Source organism: Duganella sp. Root198D2 (genome assembly GCF_001428585.1).
Taxonomy (GTDB): Bacteria; Pseudomonadota; Gammaproteobacteria; order Burkholderiales; family Burkholderiaceae_D; genus Rugamonas.
In genome coordinates this window covers 388,660-405,626 of sequence record NZ_LMIC01000001.1, presented here as the reverse complement: position 1 = coordinate 405,626, position 16,967 = coordinate 388,660, and the positions used below count along the sequence as shown (strand labels likewise).

The window sequence follows — 16,967 nt, the reverse complement described above, 5'->3', positions numbered from 1 at the left end:
GCTATGCGTCGCCCATCCAAAGATTCAACCCACAAATTATCTGCCGACAGCCAGCGCCTTATCTCCCTCGCCCAAGCCCTGGGCCAGGCCGCCAGCCGCATTGAAGAGCGTAACTGGGAGCGGGCGCTGGATGTCCAACTGCACAAATTGCTGCGCACAGGACACCAGGATACTGTCGACTCGGCCCTGAACTCGCTGTTCAGCCTGGACCTGCCTGCCTACGACATCCTGATGGACAGCGTGGAAGCGGTCAGCGAATCCGACACCATCGTGGTGGAAGTCGACGGCGAATCGCGCGAGTACGACATCCTGCTGGTGGCAGCACCGGTGCTGGCCTGGACGCGCTTCTCGATTGCCTCGGGCCAGATCCCGTCCGACATCCTGAACACCCTGTCGGCGCACTTCTCCGCCCACCTGCTGGCCGATGGCACGCATATGGCGATGTCGTCCACCCTGTATTCGATCGACCAGCTGCCGCGCACCCATGCCGAAGCCTATTCGAAGGTGCACAAGCTGGCGCAAGCTGCGCTCAAAGGCCAGGCCGTCAAATCCGACAGCAAGGTGGTGGAAACCGCGCCCTTCCTGGCCGATACCCGCTACCTGATGGTAGCCGTGGTGGCGCCGCACAATGGCCCCTTGTTCCGCTGGCAGGAGCCCGCCCATCACGCCGCCCAGGCCGAAGCTCGGCGCGATGCGCTGGCAGCATGGACCACGCAAGCCACGCCGACCGTGGCGCGCCTGTTGCCGGGTTGCGGCGTCGAACTGCTGCTGCCGGAAGCCTATTACACCGGCTGCCGCGAAGCCGACAAGCTGATCCGTCCGGTCTCGATCCGCGCCGCCGTGCATTACCTGACGCATTCGCTGGATTGCGAGCCGTCCGACCTGCGTGCGGTGATTGCCGGCTTCGGCGATGAATCCGCGCCGGATGGCCAGGTGGATGAATACCGCGTCGCCTTCACGCGTCGTTCCGACAGCGACGTGATGTACGGCGTAGTGTGGCCGCTGTACGGCCAGGAGGACGAGGAAGGCACGCCGGCCGAAGGCTTGTCCGGCACCACGCTGGCCGAACTGCTCAAGCCGCGCACGCCGGTCGAAGAGATCGTCGAGCACCTGAACGCCGCCGGCGTATCGCAGGTGAAGAAGCTGGGCGAAAAGTATGTCGCCGAATACTGCGACGACTGCGGCGCGCCCCTCTTCGCCGATCCATCAGGCGAGCTGGTCCACGCCGAAATGCCGGAAGACTCCGCCACCGGCACCGAGCACTTCCACTAAGACAAAAAAGCCCGCGATCAACGCGGGCTTTTTTAATCCGGTGCCATAATCCGGTGCCAGGTCTGTCATTTGGACAGCTAGCGCTATCGTTTGATCTTCCTCAATACGCAAAATGCGTCTTAATCGCGTATTGAGGAAGATCAAGCAAATCGACTGGATGTCCGAATGACAGACCTGGCACCGAATTCCCGAATTTCATCGCTTCCAAGTGGAGTACGGCTGCTTGATCAGGTTTGAATTGAAGTAGCGCAAATCGTGGGTGACTTCTTCGCCAGCCCAGTCAGGCTTGTCAAATAAAGCATCCTCAGCCGGCAATTCAATTTCCGCGACAACGAGGCCCGCATTCTCGCCGAGGAACTCGTCCACTTCCCATACGAAGCCGCCGACAGGAATACGGCGGCGGTACTTCTCGATCAGCGGCCGCTCGCACAGCCGGTCCAGCAGTTCAGCGGCGTCGGCAATGGGCACGGGATACTCCCACTCCCCGCGCGCCGCGCCCACGCTCTTGCTCTTGATGGTCAAGACCGCCCGCTCACCCTCGATGCGCACACGCACCGTGCGCTCGGCATGCGAGGACAGGTAGCCCTGGCGCAGCAGCACCGGCTCGCCTTGCGTGCGCCAGCCGTCACCGGCGACCAGGAACTTGCGTTCGATCTCGATCCCCATCTGCTTACTCGTCCAGCGACAGCAGGATAGGCTGCAGGATTGCCGCACCCAGCGCCGCGCTACGCGCACCGTTCCAGCCGACGGCAGGAACCGGCAGGTCCGCGTTATCCTTGAACGGCATTTCCAGCGTCAGCGACAGCACCTGGAAGTGGTGGCCGATGTATTTGGACGCCAGGGTCAGCATGTCTTCCTTGTACTTGGAAGGCGCATAGCCAACCGCATCCTGGAAGTCCGGCGTGGCGTTCTTGTAGCGGTCGATGAAGTTCTTCTGGCGCGCCATCTGCTCCGGCGTGAAGTTCTCCAGCATTTCATTACCGGCCACGAAGTTGTAAGGCAGCGCCTCATCGCCGTGAATGTCGAAGAACATATCGACGCCGGTTTCGTGAATCTTCTGTTTCACGCACAGCACTTCAGGCGAACGCTCCAGCGAAGGCGTCATCCATTCGCGGTTCAGGTTTGCGCCTGCCGCGTTGGTGCGCAGGTTGCCGCGGGTAGAGCCGTCCGGATTCATGTTTGGCACGATGTAGAAGCAGCAGCGCTGCAGCAGCTTGCGTGCGATCGGGTTGGCGTCGTCCAGCAGGGAATCAATCAGGCCTTCGGTGAACCATTCGGCCATCGATTCGCCTGGGTGCTGGCGGGCGATGAACCAGATTTTCTTTTCAGCTTCCGGCTCGCCAATGACGACCAGGTTCATGTCGCGGCCGTCGACGGTGGAGCCGATATCCAGCACGCGCGCGATCGGGTTCTCGGCCACTTCGCCCAACAGGCGCAGGTGGCGCTCCCACGAATACGGCTCGAAGTAAGCGTAGTACACGCTGTCGTTATGCGGCGTGTGTTTGATGGTCATTACATGGCCATCGAAAGAGGTCGGGACGCGGAACCAGTTTTCGCCATCGTAGCTGGCGGCAGCGTTGTAGTCTTCGAAGCCTTTGGCGTAGGTTGCGTCGCCGGCGTTCAGGAACTTCATCGTCACCGCTTCGCCACGTGCGCCCTGCAGGCGGAAGTGGAACCACTGGTGGATGTCGGCGGCGTTGTCCTTGCGAAGTTTCAGTTCGATGTTCGCGGCATTGTCGGCGCGGACTACTTCGATGGCGCCAGAGTCGAAATTCTGGCTGATTTTGATGGTCATTACTGTCCCGTTCAGAGGCTTGGGTTGATCGGAAACGATATTGTACACACCCAAACCGGTAATCCGGTGCCAGACCCTTACGGCCTGACACCGGATACGCGACTGCCGCAGGCCGGTTTTCAGTCGACGTTGCGGCCCCGCGCCTTCAGCGCCGCCCGCACGCCCGCGCCATAGCCCGCATCGGCCTTATCAAAATGCCCCAACTGGCGCTGGATAATCTCATCACTCACCTGGCTCAGCGGCCCGGCAATATTGTCAAACAGGTTCAGCTTCTCCTGCTCAGGCAGCAAGCGGAACAGGTTCCCCGCCTGGGTGTAGTCATCTTCCTTGCCCCGCCCATCGTAGCGCCTTGCCCCGCCGTCCAATGCCAGCTCCGGCTCGCCATGCCCCATCCCCTGTGGATTGGACCCCGCCGCCTCGGTCGCCGCATAATTCTGCTCCGCACCGCCAAAGCCCGCAGCCATGGCGCCATCGCGCTGCTGGTTATGGAAAGGACAGCGCGGCGCATTCACCGGCAAGTGCTGGTGATTGGTACCCACACGGTACAGCTGCGCATCGTGGTAAGCGAACAAACGCGCCTGCAGCATCTTGTCCGGGGAATAGCCCAGGCCAGGCACCACGTTGGCAGGCGACAGCGCCGCCTGCTCCACTTCCGCGTGATAGTTGACCGGATTGCGGTTCAGTTCCAGCACGCCGACAGGAATCAGCGGGAAGTCCGCATGCGGCCACACCTTGGTCAGGTCGAACGGGTTCCACCCGGTGCGCTGCTCCCATGCCGCCAATTGCTGCTCGCTCGCCACCTGCACCTTCACCTCCCACTGCGGGAAGTCGCCGGAAGCGATGGCGCTGAACAGGTCGCGCTGCGCATGGTCCGGATCAGAGCCGGCCAGGCGCGTCGCATCCGCCGCGCTCAGGTTCTTGATGCCCTGCCTGGTCTTGAGGTGCCACTTCACATACACGCGTTCGCCGGCAGCGTTAATCAGGCTGAAGGTATGGCTGCCGAATCCGTCCATATGGCGGTAGCCGTCCGGCGTGCCGCGATCGCTGAACAGCATGGTGACCTGGTGCAGGGACTCCGGCGTCCTGCTCCAGAAATCGAACATCATGGTCGGCGATTTCAGGTTGGTCTGCGGGTCGCGCTTCTGGGTGTGGATGAAGTCCGGGAACTTGATGCCGTCCTTGATGAAGAACATCGGGGTGTTATTGCCGACCAGGTCCCAGTTGCCTTCCTCGGTGTAGAAACGAACCGCGAAGCCGCGCGGATCGCGCTCGGTATCGGCGCTGCCACGTTCGCCGCCAACCGTGGAAAAACGGACGAAGGTTTCGGTCTGCTTGCCGATGGCCGCAAACAGCTTGGCTTTGGTGTATCTGCTGATGTCGTGGGTGACGGTGAAGGTGCCGTAGGCGCCGGAGCCTTTGGCGTGCACCACGCGCTCTGGAATGCGCTCGCGGTTGAAATGCTGGAGCTTTTCAATCAGGTGGAAGTCCTGCAGCAGGACGGGCCCACGCGGGCCGGCAGTCAGGGAGTTCTGGTTATCGACGACTGGAATGCCGGATGCGGTGGTGATAGGGGTCTGGCTCATTTACTGGCTCCTTCATGTGATCGGTGAAAATCATTCTAAAGAGACACGGTCGATTAATAAATTTGATTAAATCTATGAAATCGATAGCTAAAATTGCTCGTGAATGGCGATCCCCTCGAAAGTGTCCGCTGCCGCGGCCCACGGCTTTGCCATGAACGCCCGCTGCGCATCCGTGTAGCCGGCCTGCCAGCGCTGGCTGATGCCGGCGCTCGAAAAGTCGATATCTTTGGTATGGTCTTCGCAGCTCAAGTGCGGCGCCTTCAGCAGCACCACATGCATCGAAGTGCCGCAGCCCCACAGCGCCAGCTCGCGTACTTCCGGCGTGGCGCGCACGTCCTCTGGAAGCTTCATCGCCAGTTCGCGAATCACGCGCCGCAGGCGGTGCAGCTTGCGCTGCTGCTCTATATGGCTGGCGCGGCTGGCATACTGGATTTCCTTGTGCTTCTCCAGCACATCCAGCACGCTTTGCGGCTCGCTGCCGTCCGGGTTCCACACCTGGACCGAGAAAATCACCGAATCGCGCCGCGGTTCGTCATCCAGCACCGCCTCGATCGGCGTATTGGAATAGATGCCGCCATCCCAATACGGTTCGCTGCCGATGCGCACCGCGGGAAAAGCCGGCGGAATCGCGCCGGACGCGATCACATGCGACAGTTCCAGCGCTTCCTTGCGCGTGTCGAAGTAGCGCATCACACCATTGCGGGCATTCACCGCGCCTACGGTCAGGCGCGTGTGGCGCTCGTTCAGGTAGGCCAGGTCCACTAGCCCTTCGAGGGTATTGCGCAGCGCATTGGTACGGTAGAACGAGGCGTTCTCCACGCCCAGCGGCGCGGCGGGGTTCCACCAGGCGAGCGGGTTGGGATCGAAAAATGCCGGAATGCCTTGCGCCAGCGTGAGCGCGTTGGCAAACGCCGGCGGCAGGCTGCCGAAAATATCGTGGCGTTCCATGGCCTCCCAGAAGGCGCGCAGGCGAGGCAAACGCTGCTCGGGCGGATTACCTGCGATGATGGCGCCATTCAGGGCACCGATCGAGGTGCCGATCACCCAGTCCGGTTCCACGCCGGCTTCGTGCATGGCCTGGTAAACGCCCAGCTGGTAGGCGCCCAGCGCACCGCCGCCCTGCAGCACCAGCACTACCTGCCCTGGTATGCTCTTCTTCACAGGCGCACCGAAAGGCCAACGGTGAAAGCCAGGTCCGGCGTGCGGCGGTTCAGGCCGAGCATGACGCCTGCATCGACGTGCAGGTCGCGCGTGAACGAATAGCCGCCGCCGAAGTCGAAGCTGGCCGTGGTGCCGCCGTCGCGCGCACGCGAGATGCGCGGCGCCGCCACTTCGACGAAGGTGTAGGCGCGCTCGCCCAGGTTTTTCGCCAGCGTAATGCCGAATTGTCCAGTGGAGACATGGCGTCCGCGTTCATCGCGATCGAGGTAGTAGCCGGGCATGACGCCCAGCTCCAGGTCGTGCGGCAGTTCCCATTCGAGCGGGACGCGGAAGGAAGGCCGGGTTCCGTTGCCTTTGAATTCGCGCGATCCCGTTGCGAAATCCGACTGCATGATCAAGCCGACCGACGGAGTCCCGCCCTCCCCTTCGCGCACCTGCCATTTGAAGCTCACGGCGGCATCGCCCCAGCCACGCGTGCGCGCCGGGTCGCCGCGGTCAGTCAGGCGGCCGTCGGATTCCAGACGCAGCTCAAGATCATCGGTTACGCCGATGCGCAGCAACGTGGGCGTGCTGCGCGCCTCTTTGGATTGCAGCACACCCGTCTCCAACTGTATGCGCCCCTTGCCCACCACTTCGGGGGCATCCACAAAATCGGGACGATCGGTGGTGATCCAGCTATCGGGTTCCGCCGCCGCACAGCACAAAGGCAGCGCAAGCACACACAGTACACGTTTCGGCATTTCGCTCTCCAAAGCAATTCCGGCTTAGGATAGGAATATGCCATTAATACCGGAGATCAACAATGAAGCTTAACCATATTGATTTGCCCGTCACAGAACTCGAAGCGGCTACCGATTATTTCGAGCGCGGTTTTGGCTTTGAACGGATGCGGGCCCCGGCTGAAGGCATGGCGATCTTGCGTGGCGAAGACGGCTTCGCCCTGGTCCTGCAAGAGGCAAAGCAGGTGCATTACCCGGCCGGTTTTCACATCGGCTTCCTGCAGGCTTCCGACGCAGCCGTGCACGCGGGCTATCAGCGGCTGGCCGATGCAGGACTTCCCTTACCGCCTGCCCCGGCGGTGAGCTACGGCTGCCTGTCTTTCTGGTGCCAGGCTCCCGGCGGCATCCTGATTGAAGTCAGCCACCGCCCCGGTTAGCCCATTCGCCCGGTGCGCAGGGCGAACGCCCACTCAGGACGACCGTGGCGCTGCGCCACTTCCGCCGCGGCATGCCAGTCGTAGGCAACGGCATACTGCTCGAGCGCCCAGCCGCTGGCCGTGCGCTCGACAATCGCGTAGCGTGCGTGCGGCGAGCCGTTTTCCGCTTTGTGCGGATACGGCAGATCATCGCCATACGCCTGCAAGCCGACACTGCCGGGATTGACGATCAGCCGGCCATCGTCCAGCAATACCGAACGCGGTACGTGGGTATGTCCGCACAGGATCAGGGATGCCTGTGCATCGCCTGCCCGCTCCAGCACTTCGCCGTAGCTGGCAGTGCGCTGGCCTTCGGGATCCACGGACTCCATCCAGTACACCAGGTCCGAGCCCGGTGTACCGTGCACCATCAGCACATCGTCGTGCAAGCGCATGGCCCCGGGCAGCGACGCGATCCATGCGCGATGCGCCGGCCCGATGTGCTCGTGCGCCCACAGGTCCGAAGCTCCCATGCGCGCCGGATCATGCTCCAGCACCTGGCGTTCGTGATTGCCGCGAATGGTCGGCAACCCAAGCGCCATCAAGCGTTCGGCAGTTTCGGCCGGCAGCAGAGGGCCGGACAGGATATCGCCCAGGTTGACCGTCACTTCAACATTGCGCCTGGCGATGTCGGCCAATACCGCATCCAAAGCCCACAGGTTCCCATGGATATCCGACATCACCGCAATGCGCATCGCTTAAACTCCTAGGTGGCCAAGGCAGCGACTTCCGCCGCGCTGAGGGCACCATTATAGATCCGGAAATCGTCGATCTTCCCGTTGAAGTAAGGATCGGAGGAATACTGCGAACGGCCGATCCAGTTTTGCGTCGTGCTGCGCATGCGGAACGGTGCATGGGTCATCTGGGTATTGGTGGCAACCGCACTGCCGTTCACATACAAGGTGCCGGTGCTGCCGGACAGCGTCACCGCCACATGCACCCATTGGCCCGATGGCAGCGGCGCCGAAGTCAGCGCCTGGTCACCCCAGCCGTTGGTAAGGCTGATGGCGAAGCGCAGGCCGGCGCCCGCCGCTTGCGGCGTCAGGAACATGTTATGCGTGGTACCCGAGCCAAAGTCGAAAATGCGCGCCCAGTTACGGCCGCCGTCCCAGAACACCCAGGCAGCGATGCTGAAGTCGGCCACCCCATCCATCAATTTGGCCGGCAGCGCCACATAGTCGTCAACGCCATCGAGCAGGACCGCATTGCCTTGCTTGCCCGCGGTCCACTGGGCTCCGTTCATCAGCATTCCATGGCGGGCATTGCCGCTGGTATCCGCGGCCGTCGTGCCCTGTGTCTCGCTGAACTGGAGCAAGGTATGCGGCGCAACCGCCGTGACAACGCGCGCTTCGTTGGAAGCTTCACTATTGCCGGACGGCGTCTGCGCAGTAATCGCGTAGTAATAAGTGTTGGGCGCCATGCCACTGTCGGTGTAGGTAAGCAAACCGCTGATGCCGCTGGCAACAGTAGTGTATGGGCCGCCAGCGGCCGTCGAGCGCAAGACTGTGTAGCTGCTGGCCTTTGCGGTTCCCCACCAGGACAGCTCGACCTTCCCTCCCACCAGGCGTGCCGTCAGCCCGCTCGGCGCCACGTTCGAAGCGAGCGGGTCGCGGCTGAACGTAAGCGTTCCCAAGCCAAGCTGGTCGCCGGCGCCGCCATCGCCTTCTGCGCGCATCCTGGCTGCCATCTGCGCGCAGAACGGCGCTGCCAGCCCAAGCCGGTTGACGTAGTGGTGATTGATCATTTCCCAGACCGGCCGGAAATGCGGCAAAGCGCCTGGCGAGATGGCAGTACCCGTGCCCTGCCTGTTAATGTAGGTATCGAATGGCATCGAGGTGTAGTACGGAACACCGCTGGCATCCGACAAATTGGACTTGGCCACATACTCGGCACCCGCAAGGAAACGGTTATTGTCGTAGCCGTAGAAATCATCGCCCTGGTTCCAGGCCATTTCGCAAAATGCGCCAGCGAGGCCGATGCCGAGCGTGCAGTGCCCCTGGTCGCGCGAACTCTCCTGCCATTGCCCCAGATAGCCCGGATGGATAAAAGGCACAGTCTGGCTTGAGGCGCCGTTGCCGCGGCCAGTCAGGTAATAAGACACCGCCTCGCCGTACACGTCCTCCCGGTCGCATAGCACGCCGATGGCCAGCATGCAGGCCAGGTTGCACAGGTCCCAGTTGGCCCAAAAATTGGTGATCTCGGAGCCGTTATGCGTTGTCAGGAACTGATGGTTCAGGGGATAGAACACGGTCAGCATCATGTTCTGGAAACGCGCAAAGTCCGCAGCGGCCCACCCGGAATATGTCCGCATGATTTCAGCTGCATTGGCGAATTGGTAGCCGTAAATACCGGCGGCCAGGAAACGGTCGGAATTGCCGGTGACTGTCGTCAGCGTGGACGACCAGGCGTTCAGGAACTCCACCGCCTTGTCGGCATAAGCAGTGTCGCCAGTCACCTTCCAGCGCAACGCCAGTTGGTAGCTGCGCGCCACGTCGATAAATAACTGGCCGAAATTGCTGCCATCGCCGCCACGGATCACGGTCTGCAAGGGGCGCGGACTGGTATCCAGGTTCGAGCGTCCCGTGCGCAGCAGCGCGTTCCAGCCATCCAGCCACGGTTGCGCGCCTGCCGAGACCTTGGCGCGCATGCGCGAGAAATCCGCTTCAGTATGCAGCAGGCCGGGATGCACAAAGGTGCGCCCCGCCGTCGTCGGTGCAGGTACGGCCGGTTGCGCGGGCTGCCCGGTTTGCGGACCCGACGATCCTGCTGCACCGGACGCGCCCGGCTCACCGCTACCGCTACCGCTACCGCCACCGCAACCCGTGAGATGAAATGAGCTGACAGCCACCAGGCTCAGCGAGCCGGCGCAAAAGGTCCTGCGGGGAAGGGAAATAGCTTGGTCTTGCTTGGACATTGTCACCTTTCGAACGACGCGCGGACGGGACGCCGCGCGCACTCGATGGTAACTTACCTCAAGGCAACATTTCTATGAATACATTGATGAAATTTTGTGTATCAGATCGCAAAATTCAGCATGATTTGGAATCAGTTACCTGCCAGCGCATCCGCCACTTTGTCCATTTGGGACGCCTTGGCGATAGCATTTGCAGGTTTCTTCACGTTCTTCTGCGATTCCTTGGCCTGCGCCGGTGGCGGCACTGGCAACGTCGAGGCCACGCGGACCGTATCCATGGCGTACATGGACACCATCAGCCCTACAGTTCCAATCAATAACCAGCGTACCCATGAGGACAACACGATAACCTCCGGCAAACTTTTCTACTAATGAGTTTAGTGTCGAAATTTGCCGGGATTCTATTCTATTGTCACAGCAGCTGAAGATTTTATTGCTGAGGTTGCTGAGCCATGTAAACCAGTTCCCAGATATGGCCATCCAGGTCTTCAAAGCCGTGCGCGTACATGAAGCCATAGTCCTTCGGCTCACGCGGCGTCTTGCCCCCTGCCGCAACTGCCTTGCGCACCAGCTCATCCACTTCGTCCTTGCTCTCGCAGGACAGGCAGACCAGCACCTCGGTCGCTTCCTTGGCATTGGCAATCGGCTTCGAGGTGAAGGTGCGGAAGAAGTCCTCCACCAGCAGCATCGCGTAAATGCTGCCGTCATGGATCACCATACTGGCGGCATTTTCGTCGGTGAACTGCGGGTTGAAGGTGTAACCCAGGGCGGCGAAGAAAGCCTTCGACTTTTCCAGGTTCTTGACGGGCAGGTTGACGAAGATTTGCTTGTTCATATTGGCCTCTCAAAAAGAATTAACAAGGTGGTTGGTAATCCTATGACGCGCCAGCTTTTCTCAAATCGACATCCACCGCAAAAAAAGTTTCAGGGGCGCACGGGTGCGCGAATATAGCACTCCGTTTCCTGTAAGAAGTTCTCAGATTGTCACAAACATAAATATTAATAAAAAATACAAATATGAGACATTTGACATGTTAGATTCTTGGTTACACCTTGAGCGCGAGCGCTCCGGGTTTCAACAATCCAAGAGACAGGAAATAAGTATGAAGAAGATGATTTTTGCTGCGGTGACCGCAATCCTGATGTCCGGCTGCGCTGATTTGCCACAGAATGACCACGCGACTGCAAGCGTCAGGGAACAATCGTATGAGACCACCGGCTCGCGCATTCCGCGCAAGGCAAGCAGTACGACTCGCGCCGACGCAAGCGTTGTAGATAAAGACGAAATGGATCGCCAGGTGCGCAGCCAGGGCACTACCGGCACTCTCGGCCAGTAATATTCGCCAACTGAACCCCGAAAGCTGGAAGCCAGCTTTCGGGGTTTGTCATTTCAGTCCTGCGCCCTGACCAGGCCGGGGCAGTGCGGATGCTGCATGGCCGGTTATGTAATCGAGTTTTACACGTCGTTCGGACAATTGCGACACACCCTTCGTGCGCAACCAATTACGTCCGGCAGTTGTTCGAACAGCTTCCGGGTGGGCAAGAGCTATACCTTCGTTCGCCGGGCACATGCGGGCGCCGAGCAGGCAGGTATCGATACGCGGCGCCAGGTCAAATCAGTCGCCCCACCTTTCAACCCAATCGAGTTGCACATCCTCTCCTTCATACGGAGATGGGGGTTCGCATCCAGAAACGCTGGCTTGATTTTCGAACACATGTCGATTTTGCGCTTTGTTATTCGTCGTATGGGTGAAGCACCGATTGCCCATTCAACCCTAGCCAAGGATACGCCATGAAAAAGCAGATCATCTTCAACCTGCCCGTGAAGAACCTGGACAGCTCCAAAGCCTTCTTTTCCGCTCTCGGCTTTTCATTCGATCCCAGATTTAGCGGAGAGCATGCGGCGTTTATGAACATCGTCGACGGCGCCATACAAGCCATGTTGACGACCGAGCCCTTCTTCAAGTCCCTGATCGACAAGCCGGTCGCGAATGCCAAGGAAGCCAATGAAGTCGTCATCTGCCTGAGCTGCGACAGCCGGGAAGAAGTCGACGGCCTCATTGCGAAGGCCCTCGCTGCGGGCGGCCGCACACCACATCCGCCTGAGGATCATGGCTTCATGTACGACCAGGGTTTCGAGGACATTGATGGTCACTTGTGGAACCTGGTGTGGACGGCGCCAGAAGCTTAAGGAAAAATAGCGTGCAGTCTCGGCCTGAAGCCAGCCTAGTCCGAAACCGCGTTTTTCCTTAACTCGCCGCGACCCAGCGACTAAACGGCTCGGCGTTCAATCCTTGCGGAACGTACCATTTCTTGCGAGTGGCATCCCATTTTGCCCCCAGCTTCTTTGCCTCATCCTTCTCGGCATAAGGCACGTTGAGAATGGTGATTGCGGGTTTCTTGGAATTGGTCGAAGCAGAAGGCGATACCGCCACCATCTCCATGGAATGCAACGGCCAAGCCATTGGTGCCTCGCATGGAACCTGCGATCCGTCCTCGCGTACTTCCACCCAACGATCGCCTTCTGCGCTGTGAATCTTGATAACGTATGGTGGGTCGAAGGGCAAAGACTCGTACATATCTCTACTGTTGAATGGCAGACAGCAAATTGTAGCACTGGCTCCCTGGCTTACTGTGGCCGCTGTTTTTAACGAAGTCTCGCGCCAGCGCATAAAAATCAAAAGGGTTACAGTCAAAAACTGTAACCCTTTGATTTAATTGGTCGGGGCGAGAAGATTCGAACTTCCGACCCCTTGCACCCCATGCAAGTACGCTACCAGGCTGCGCTACGCCCCGACTCGAGCTTCGGATTATATCAGAGCAATTTGTGGTTTTGTCAAAGTTACCTCAAACTATACGAATGACGATCGAACCACAACTGGCTGCGCGTGCGGCCGAACTGATTGCGCAATCCGATGGGCTGGCCATTGCTGCTGGCGCCGGCATTGGCGTGGATTCGGGCTTGCCGGATTTCCGCGGCAATGAGGGGTTCTGGAAGGCCTACCCTGCCCTCGGCCGAGCGCGGATGGAATTCACCAGCGTGGCGTCACCGCGCACTTTTCAAGACGATCCGGCTTTAGCCTGGGGCTTTTATGGTCATCGGCTGAACCTTTATCGCGAGACCGTGCCGCATGCAGGCTTCACGCTGTTGAAGGGTTGGGGCGAGACGATGGAGCATGGCAGCTTTGTTTTTACCAGCAATGTCGATGGCCAGTTCCAGAAGGCGGGTTTCGATCCGCAGGCGGTTTATGAGTGCCACGGTTCGATTCATCACTTGCAGTGCCTGGGGGCGTGCGGCAGCAAAATCTGGGCGGCTGATGATTTCGGGCCGGAAGTGGATGCTGATGCCTGCCGGCTGCGTAATGAGGCGCCGCGCTGCCCGGATTGCGGCGGGCTGGCGCGGCCGAATATCCTCATGTTTGGGGATTGGGGGTGGATTGAGCGGCGTAGCGAGATGCAGGCGGCGCGGTTGGAGGCTTGGCTGGAGAAGGTGCGTCGGCCGCTGGTGATTGAACTGGGGGCGGGGACGGCGATTCCTTCGGTGCGCCATTTTGGGCATGGTGTGGTGCAGCGCGGTGGCAGGATGGTGAGGATTAATCCGCGGGAGTTTGCGGTTGGTAGTGCGCAGGATGTGGGAGTTGCGGCTGGGGCGCTGGAGGGATTGCTGGCGATTGCGGCGGCAATTAATCAAAACCGGTAAACCAGGGTCAGACCCGTAGGGTCTGACCCGCCTGCTCTTGAGACTGGGCTTAAGTGAACTTCACCGAGAGGCTGGGGAGGCCTTCGATGCTGGCGGTGAGGGATTGACCTCGGCCCACTGCGCCGACGCCTTCGGGGGTGCCTGTGAAAATCAGGTCGCCGGGTTCGAGGCGGAATAGCGTGGAGAGGTTGGCGATGGTTTCGGATACCGACCAGATCATGTTATCGGTGCTGCTGGACTGCTTCACCGTTCCATCCAGGGCCAATGCGATGGGGGCGCTTTCAACCCCGGTGGCGTCGGCTGCGCGGCGCAACTCCCCTACCGGCGCAGAATAATCGAAGGCTTTGCCGATCTCCCAAGGGCGGCCGGCGTCCTTCATCCTGCCTTGCAGGTCGCGGCGCGTCATGTCCAGGCCCACTGCGTAGCCGAAAATGTGCTTGGGCGCGTCTGCTACCGAAATGCCGCTGCCGCCGGCGCCGATGGCTACCACCAGTTCGCACTCGAAGTGGAAATTGCTGGTTTGCGGCGGGTATGGCAGTTCGGCCACCGTGCCTGGCGCCACCGGCACCACGGCCGCTGCATCGCCCGGCTTGCAGAAGAAGAATGGCGGCTCACGGTCCGGGTCAGAGCCCATTTCGCGCGCGTGGCCAGCGTAGTTGCGGCCTACGCAGTAAACGCGGCGCACCGGGAAGCACTGGTCGGTGCCGGAAATTTGCAATGCCGCGAGCTGGTGCGGCGCGAATACGTAATCAACCATTCTCAATATCCTCAGGTGAACAAGAGCGCCCTCATGGCGATGCGGAAGGATGAAATCAGCTCCGGAATCGGCAAGTCGGGATAATTCAGCACCCGCAATTGTAGTCCCTGGTGCAGGCAAATCACGGCCTGCATGCGTCCTTCGACGGTGGCGTCGTCGGCAGGCAGGCCATGCTTTTCTCGGCCGGCCTTCAGCAGCGCCAGCAGGCTGGTGCACATCCTGCGGTCGGCATCCTGGCTCAAGGCGGCTATTGCGGGGTTGCGCGCACTTTCCGCGGCGATTTCCAGCGGCAGCGCCCAATGATCGGGGTCGAGGTTGTTATGGACACTCTGCTCGACGTCGTCGATGATCGCCTGCAGCGGGTCCGGCTGGCTGCCGATATTGCTGATGATTTCATGCACCCGCGTCTCGTTTTCCTCCACGAAGGCGGCGATGATCGCATCTTTGCCGGCGAAGTAGTTGTAGATATGGCCGGCGCTCATGCCGGCTGCTTTGGAGATCTCGGACATGCTCGCGCCGTGGAATCCGCTGCGGCGGAAACAGGTGGCGGCGGCGTCCAGTACCTGGCGGCGGCGATTAGCGGCGCGCTCTGGGTCGATGTGGCGTTTTTCAGTCATAAGGCGATACTCTGGCCAAGGGAATGAGCTTTGTCAAATTACAACGTGCTATGATTGAAAGGCAGTTACTTCATTCTTAAAGGAAAGAGTGATATGCCCTCCCGTACCTCTCGCTCGATTGAGATGCGGCCCGCGGAAGCGGGCGACCTGGCGTTCATGCAGCAGCTTTATTCCAGCACGCGCAGCGCCGAAGTTCGGATGGGGGGCTGTGACCTCGCCACCGAAACCCTGCTGCAAGGCTTGCAGTTCAAGGCGCAGCAAACCTGGTACGAAACCCAATACCCCAATGCCGACCTGGCCGTGATCATGGATCGTGAACGCCCGATGGGGCGCCTGTACGTCGATTACGGTCCGGACGAATTGCGCATCCTGGATATTTGCCTGCTGCCCGAATACCGCAACCGCGGCATCGGCCTCGGCTTGCTGCGCAGCCTGCAGGCCCAGGGCGAGCGCCTGCGCTTGCCGGTGCGGATCAACGTTCCGCTGGGCAGTCCGGCCCAGCGCCTGCTGCTGCGCTGCGGCTTCGACATCCTGGCGGCGGACGGCATCTACAACATCATGGAATGGATGCCGCCCGCCGGCATTGATTAAGCCCAGCCTCCCAGTACTTTGTACAAGGTGACCTGGTTCGTCGCCTTGGCCAGGCGCACGCTGATCAGGCTTTGCTGCGCCGAGTAAAAGGTACGCTGCGACACCAGGGCATTCAGGTAAGACTCCGCCCCTTTCTGGTAGCGCGCTTCGTGGATGCGGTAGCTGCGGCTCGCCGCTTCGGTCAGCGCAGTTTGCGATTCGACGCGTTCGTCCAGCGTGCCGCGCTGTACCAGCGCATCTGCCACTTCGCGGAAAGCCGACTGGATCGCTTTTTCATAGCGCGCCACGGCAATGCCGTTGTCCGCCTTGGCGATATCAAGCCTTGCCTTGTTGGCGCCGGAGTCGAACAGCGGCAGCGTCAGTTGCGGCAGGAAGGTCCAGGCACCGGTACCAGCCTTGAACAGGTTGCCCAGGCTGCTGCTTGCGCTGCCTGCGCTTCCGGTCAGGGTAATGCTCGGGAAGAACGCTGCGCGCGCCACGCCGATATTGGCGTTGGCGGCTCGCAGCGAATGCTCGGCTTCCAGCACGTCCGGGCGTTGCAGCAGCACGGAGGACGGCACGCCTTCCGGCAGTTCGGCCAGCGTGGTCAGCGCGGTCGGCAAGGCTTGCGGAAGCAGGCTTGCCGGCACTTGGGTACCGACCAGCAGGGCCAGCGCGTTCTCGCCGGCCGCTACCTGGGCGGTGTACAGGGCCATGTCGCTGCGCGCGGCTTCGACACTGGTTTGTGCTTCGTACATATCGAGCCCCGAGGTGGCGCCGGATTCGAAGCGGCGCTTGCTCAGCTCATAGGTGATCTGCTGGCTTTTCAGCGTGTCCTGCGCCAGCAGCAGGCGTTCCTTGTCGGCTGCCAGGCCAAGCCAGGTGCTGGCGACTTCGGCCACCAGGCTTAGACGCTGGGCGCGCTGGGCTTCCTGCGTGCCGAGATAGGTTTGCAGGCCCGCTTCCGAAGCGTTGCGCAGCTTGCCGAACAGGTCCAGCTCATAGGCAGGAATTGCCAGGCCACCGGTGTACTGGCGGCTGATGTCGCCGCCCGGTGCACGCGCGGCGCTCTGGCTTACTTGCGCATTCACCTTGGGCAGTTGGGCGGAACGGTCTATGCCGTACTGCGCCCTCGCCTTTTCAATGTTCAGCGCCGATACGCGCAGGTCGCGGTTGTTCTTCAGCGCCAGTTCCACGACTTCCCGTAGTTGCTGGTCGCCGATGAAGTCCTGCCAGGCGATTTCGCTGGCCGGCTTGGCATCGGCCGCCGCTTTAGCTGGCTTATAGGCCTCGCCCTGCGGCCAGGCCGCAGCGACCGGCGAGTCCGGACGCTGGTAAGTTGGCGCCAGGCTGCAGCCGGCCAGCAAAGCTGCCGCTGCAAGGGTAAAGAGAGTCTTGTTCAT

20 protein-coding genes and 1 tRNA gene are annotated in these 16,967 nt (G+C 60.8%); 7 read left to right on the top strand and 14 right to left on the bottom strand.

Annotated features, from left to right (window positions below; genetic code table 11):
- Nucleotides 1-3: 3 nt before the first annotated feature.
- On the top strand, nt 4-1,272 hold the full coding sequence (locus tag ASE26_RS01905) for a DUF2863 family protein (protein ID WP_055931443.1): 1,269 nt from the start codon (nt 4-6) through the stop codon (nt 1,270-1,272).
- Nucleotides 1,273-1,467: 195 nt separating this feature from the next.
- Here ASE26_RS01905 and ASE26_RS01900 read toward each other — a convergent pair whose 3' ends face one another.
- From ASE26_RS01900 to ASE26_RS01880, 5 genes are all read right to left on the bottom strand, one after another.
- Nucleotides 1,468-1,938 (bottom strand): CYTH domain-containing protein, encoded by a 471-nt coding sequence (locus tag ASE26_RS01900; RefSeq protein WP_055931440.1) that lies wholly within the window; start codon nt 1,936-1,938, stop codon nt 1,468-1,470.
- 4 nt (nt 1,939-1,942) lie between these two features.
- Nucleotides 1,943-3,067 (bottom strand): M14-type cytosolic carboxypeptidase, encoded by a 1,125-nt coding sequence (locus ASE26_RS01895; protein WP_055931436.1) that lies wholly within the window; start codon nt 3,065-3,067, stop codon nt 1,943-1,945.
- A gap of 119 nt (nt 3,068-3,186) precedes the next feature.
- Nucleotides 3,187-4,650, bottom strand: coding sequence for a catalase (locus ASE26_RS01890; protein WP_057245493.1), 1,464 nt, complete (start codon nt 4,648-4,650; stop codon nt 3,187-3,189).
- Between the two features lie 87 nt (nt 4,651-4,737).
- Nucleotides 4,738-5,811: a patatin-like phospholipase family protein gene (locus tag ASE26_RS01885; protein WP_229208101.1), complete on the bottom strand. Its 1,074-nt coding sequence runs from the start codon at nt 5,809-5,811 to the stop codon at nt 4,738-4,740.
- Nucleotides 5,808-6,551, bottom strand: coding sequence for a transporter (locus tag ASE26_RS01880; protein WP_055931429.1), 744 nt, complete (start codon nt 6,549-6,551; stop codon nt 5,808-5,810). Before ASE26_RS01880 ends, ASE26_RS01885 begins: the two co-directional genes overlap by 4 nt.
- A 62-nt stretch (nt 6,552-6,613) precedes the next feature.
- On the opposite strand from ASE26_RS01880, the gene ASE26_RS01875 reads away from it, so the two are divergent.
- Entirely contained in the window at nt 6,614-6,967 is a 354-nt protein-coding gene (locus tag ASE26_RS01875) for a VOC family protein (protein WP_055931426.1), read from the top strand.
- Here ASE26_RS01875 and ASE26_RS01870 read toward each other — a convergent pair.
- The 4 genes from ASE26_RS01870 to ASE26_RS01860 all read right to left on the bottom strand — a co-directional run bounded on the left by ASE26_RS01870 (nt 6,964) and on the right by ASE26_RS01860 (nt 10,755).
- Nucleotides 6,964-7,701, bottom strand: coding sequence for a metallophosphoesterase (locus tag ASE26_RS01870; RefSeq protein ID WP_055931423.1), 738 nt, complete (start codon nt 7,699-7,701; stop codon nt 6,964-6,966). The genes ASE26_RS01875 and ASE26_RS01870 overlap by 4 nt on opposite strands.
- Before the next feature lie 11 nt (nt 7,702-7,712).
- Nucleotides 7,713-9,920, bottom strand: coding sequence for a LamG-like jellyroll fold domain-containing protein (locus tag ASE26_RS01865; RefSeq protein ID WP_082507323.1), 2,208 nt, complete (start codon nt 9,918-9,920; stop codon nt 7,713-7,715).
- 131 nt (nt 9,921-10,051) lie between these two features.
- Nucleotides 10,052-10,216 carry a hypothetical protein gene (locus tag ASE26_RS30405; RefSeq protein ID WP_156397998.1) on the bottom strand — a complete coding sequence of 55 codons (165 nt, stop codon included), beginning with the start codon at nt 10,214-10,216 and terminating at the stop codon, nt 10,052-10,054.
- Nucleotides 10,217-10,350: 134 nt separating this feature from the next.
- Entirely contained in the window at nt 10,351-10,755 is a 405-nt protein-coding gene (locus tag ASE26_RS01860) for a VOC family protein (protein ID WP_055931417.1), read from the bottom strand.
- A 268-nt stretch (nt 10,756-11,023) separates the two neighbouring features.
- Between ASE26_RS01860 and ASE26_RS01855 the strand changes: the two genes are divergently transcribed.
- The 3 genes from ASE26_RS01855 (at nt 11,024) to ASE26_RS01850 (ending at nt 12,111) form a co-directional block, all read left to right on the top strand.
- A complete protein-coding gene (locus tag ASE26_RS01855) occupies nt 11,024-11,257 on the top strand; it encodes a membrane lipoprotein lipid attachment site-containing protein (protein ID WP_055931414.1) in 234 nt (77 codons plus the stop codon).
- Between the two features lie 96 nt (nt 11,258-11,353).
- Nucleotides 11,354-11,716: a hypothetical protein gene (locus ASE26_RS30400; RefSeq protein ID WP_156397997.1), complete on the top strand. Its 363-nt coding sequence runs from the start codon at nt 11,354-11,356 to the stop codon at nt 11,714-11,716.
- Complete coding sequence (locus ASE26_RS01850; RefSeq protein ID WP_055931411.1) at nt 11,713-12,111, top strand: VOC family protein; 399 nt, start codon at nt 11,713-11,715, stop codon at nt 12,109-12,111. The genes ASE26_RS30400 and ASE26_RS01850 overlap by 4 nt, the downstream gene beginning before the upstream one ends.
- Nucleotides 12,112-12,169: 58 nt before the next feature.
- On the opposite strand, the gene ASE26_RS30395 is transcribed toward ASE26_RS01850, so the two are convergent.
- Both ASE26_RS30395 and ASE26_RS01845 read right to left on the bottom strand, forming a co-directional pair.
- On the bottom strand, nt 12,170-12,499 hold the full coding sequence (locus ASE26_RS30395) for a DUF5710 domain-containing protein (protein ID WP_156397996.1): 330 nt from the start codon (nt 12,497-12,499) through the stop codon (nt 12,170-12,172).
- A 140-nt stretch (nt 12,500-12,639) separates the two neighbouring features.
- A tRNA-Pro gene (locus ASE26_RS01845) sits at nt 12,640-12,716 on the bottom strand.
- Nucleotides 12,717-12,780: 64 nt separating this feature from the next.
- Between ASE26_RS01845 and ASE26_RS01840 the strand changes: the two genes are divergently transcribed.
- Nucleotides 12,781-13,620, top strand: a complete 840-nt coding sequence (locus ASE26_RS01840; protein ID WP_055931408.1) for a Sir2 family NAD-dependent protein deacetylase — start codon at nt 12,781-12,783, stop codon at nt 13,618-13,620.
- A 49-nt stretch (nt 13,621-13,669) separates the two neighbouring features.
- On the opposite strand, the gene ASE26_RS01835 is transcribed toward ASE26_RS01840, so the two are convergent.
- Entirely contained in the window at nt 13,670-14,377 is a 708-nt protein-coding gene (locus ASE26_RS01835; protein ID WP_055931405.1) for a fumarylacetoacetate hydrolase family protein, read from the bottom strand.
- Nucleotides 14,378-14,388: 11 nt separating this feature from the next.
- Entirely contained in the window at nt 14,389-14,994 is a 606-nt protein-coding gene (locus ASE26_RS01830) for a TetR/AcrR family transcriptional regulator (protein WP_055931402.1), read from the bottom strand.
- A 93-nt stretch (nt 14,995-15,087) separates the two neighbouring features.
- Between ASE26_RS01830 and ASE26_RS01825 the strand changes: the two genes are divergently transcribed.
- A complete protein-coding gene (locus ASE26_RS01825) occupies nt 15,088-15,585 on the top strand; it encodes a GNAT family N-acetyltransferase (protein ID WP_156397995.1) in 498 nt (165 codons plus the stop codon).
- Here ASE26_RS01825 and ASE26_RS01820 read toward each other — a convergent pair.
- The gene (locus ASE26_RS01820) at nt 15,582-16,967 is read right to left on the bottom strand and encodes an efflux transporter outer membrane subunit (protein ID WP_055931396.1); all 1,386 of its coding nucleotides are present in this window, start codon (nt 16,965-16,967) and stop codon (nt 15,582-15,584) included. The two genes, ASE26_RS01825 and ASE26_RS01820, sit on opposite strands and share 4 nt — an antisense overlap.

Excerpts from the sequence above, each read along its gene's own strand:
- ASE26_RS01905 (WP_055931443.1), top strand. The coding sequence starts at position 4 with ATGCGTCGCCCATCCAAAGATTCAACCCACAAATTATCTGCCGACAGC.
- ASE26_RS01900 (WP_055931440.1), bottom strand. The coding sequence starts at position 1,938 with ATGGGGATCGAGATCGAACGCAAGTTCCTGGTCGCCGGTGACGGCTGG.
- ASE26_RS01895 (WP_055931436.1), bottom strand. The coding sequence starts at position 3,067 with ATGACCATCAAAATCAGCCAGAATTTCGACTCTGGCGCCATCGAAGTA.
- ASE26_RS01890 (WP_057245493.1), bottom strand. The coding sequence starts at position 4,650 with ATGAGCCAGACCCCTATCACCACCGCATCCGGCATTCCAGTCGTCGAT.
- ASE26_RS01880 (WP_055931429.1), bottom strand. The coding sequence starts at position 6,551 with ATGCCGAAACGTGTACTGTGTGTGCTTGCGCTGCCTTTGTGCTGTGCG.
- ASE26_RS01875 (WP_055931426.1), top strand. The coding sequence starts at position 6,614 with ATGAAGCTTAACCATATTGATTTGCCCGTCACAGAACTCGAAGCGGCT.
- ASE26_RS01870 (WP_055931423.1), bottom strand. The coding sequence starts at position 7,701 with ATGCGCATTGCGGTGATGTCGGATATCCATGGGAACCTGTGGGCTTTG.
- ASE26_RS01865 (WP_082507323.1), bottom strand. The coding sequence starts at position 9,920 with ATGTCCAAGCAAGACCAAGCTATTTCCCTTCCCCGCAGGACCTTTTGC.
- ASE26_RS30405 (WP_156397998.1), bottom strand. The coding sequence starts at position 10,216 with ATGGTGTCCATGTACGCCATGGATACGGTCCGCGTGGCCTCGACGTTG.
- ASE26_RS01860 (WP_055931417.1), bottom strand. The coding sequence starts at position 10,755 with ATGAACAAGCAAATCTTCGTCAACCTGCCCGTCAAGAACCTGGAAAAG.
- ASE26_RS01855 (WP_055931414.1), top strand. The coding sequence starts at position 11,024 with ATGAAGAAGATGATTTTTGCTGCGGTGACCGCAATCCTGATGTCCGGC.
- ASE26_RS30400 (WP_156397997.1), top strand. The coding sequence starts at position 11,354 with ATGGCCGGTTATGTAATCGAGTTTTACACGTCGTTCGGACAATTGCGA.
- ASE26_RS01850 (WP_055931411.1), top strand. The coding sequence starts at position 11,713 with ATGAAAAAGCAGATCATCTTCAACCTGCCCGTGAAGAACCTGGACAGC.
- ASE26_RS30395 (WP_156397996.1), bottom strand. The coding sequence starts at position 12,499 with ATGTACGAGTCTTTGCCCTTCGACCCACCATACGTTATCAAGATTCAC.
- ASE26_RS01840 (WP_055931408.1), top strand. The coding sequence starts at position 12,781 with ATGACGATCGAACCACAACTGGCTGCGCGTGCGGCCGAACTGATTGCG.
- ASE26_RS01835 (WP_055931405.1), bottom strand. The coding sequence starts at position 14,377 with ATGGTTGATTACGTATTCGCGCCGCACCAGCTCGCGGCATTGCAAATT.
- ASE26_RS01830 (WP_055931402.1), bottom strand. The coding sequence starts at position 14,994 with ATGACTGAAAAACGCCACATCGACCCAGAGCGCGCCGCTAATCGCCGC.
- ASE26_RS01825 (WP_156397995.1), top strand. The coding sequence starts at position 15,088 with ATGCCCTCCCGTACCTCTCGCTCGATTGAGATGCGGCCCGCGGAAGCG.
- ASE26_RS01820 (WP_055931396.1), bottom strand. The coding sequence starts at position 16,967 with ATGAACAAGACTCTCTTTACCCTTGCAGCGGCAGCTTTGCTGGCCGGC.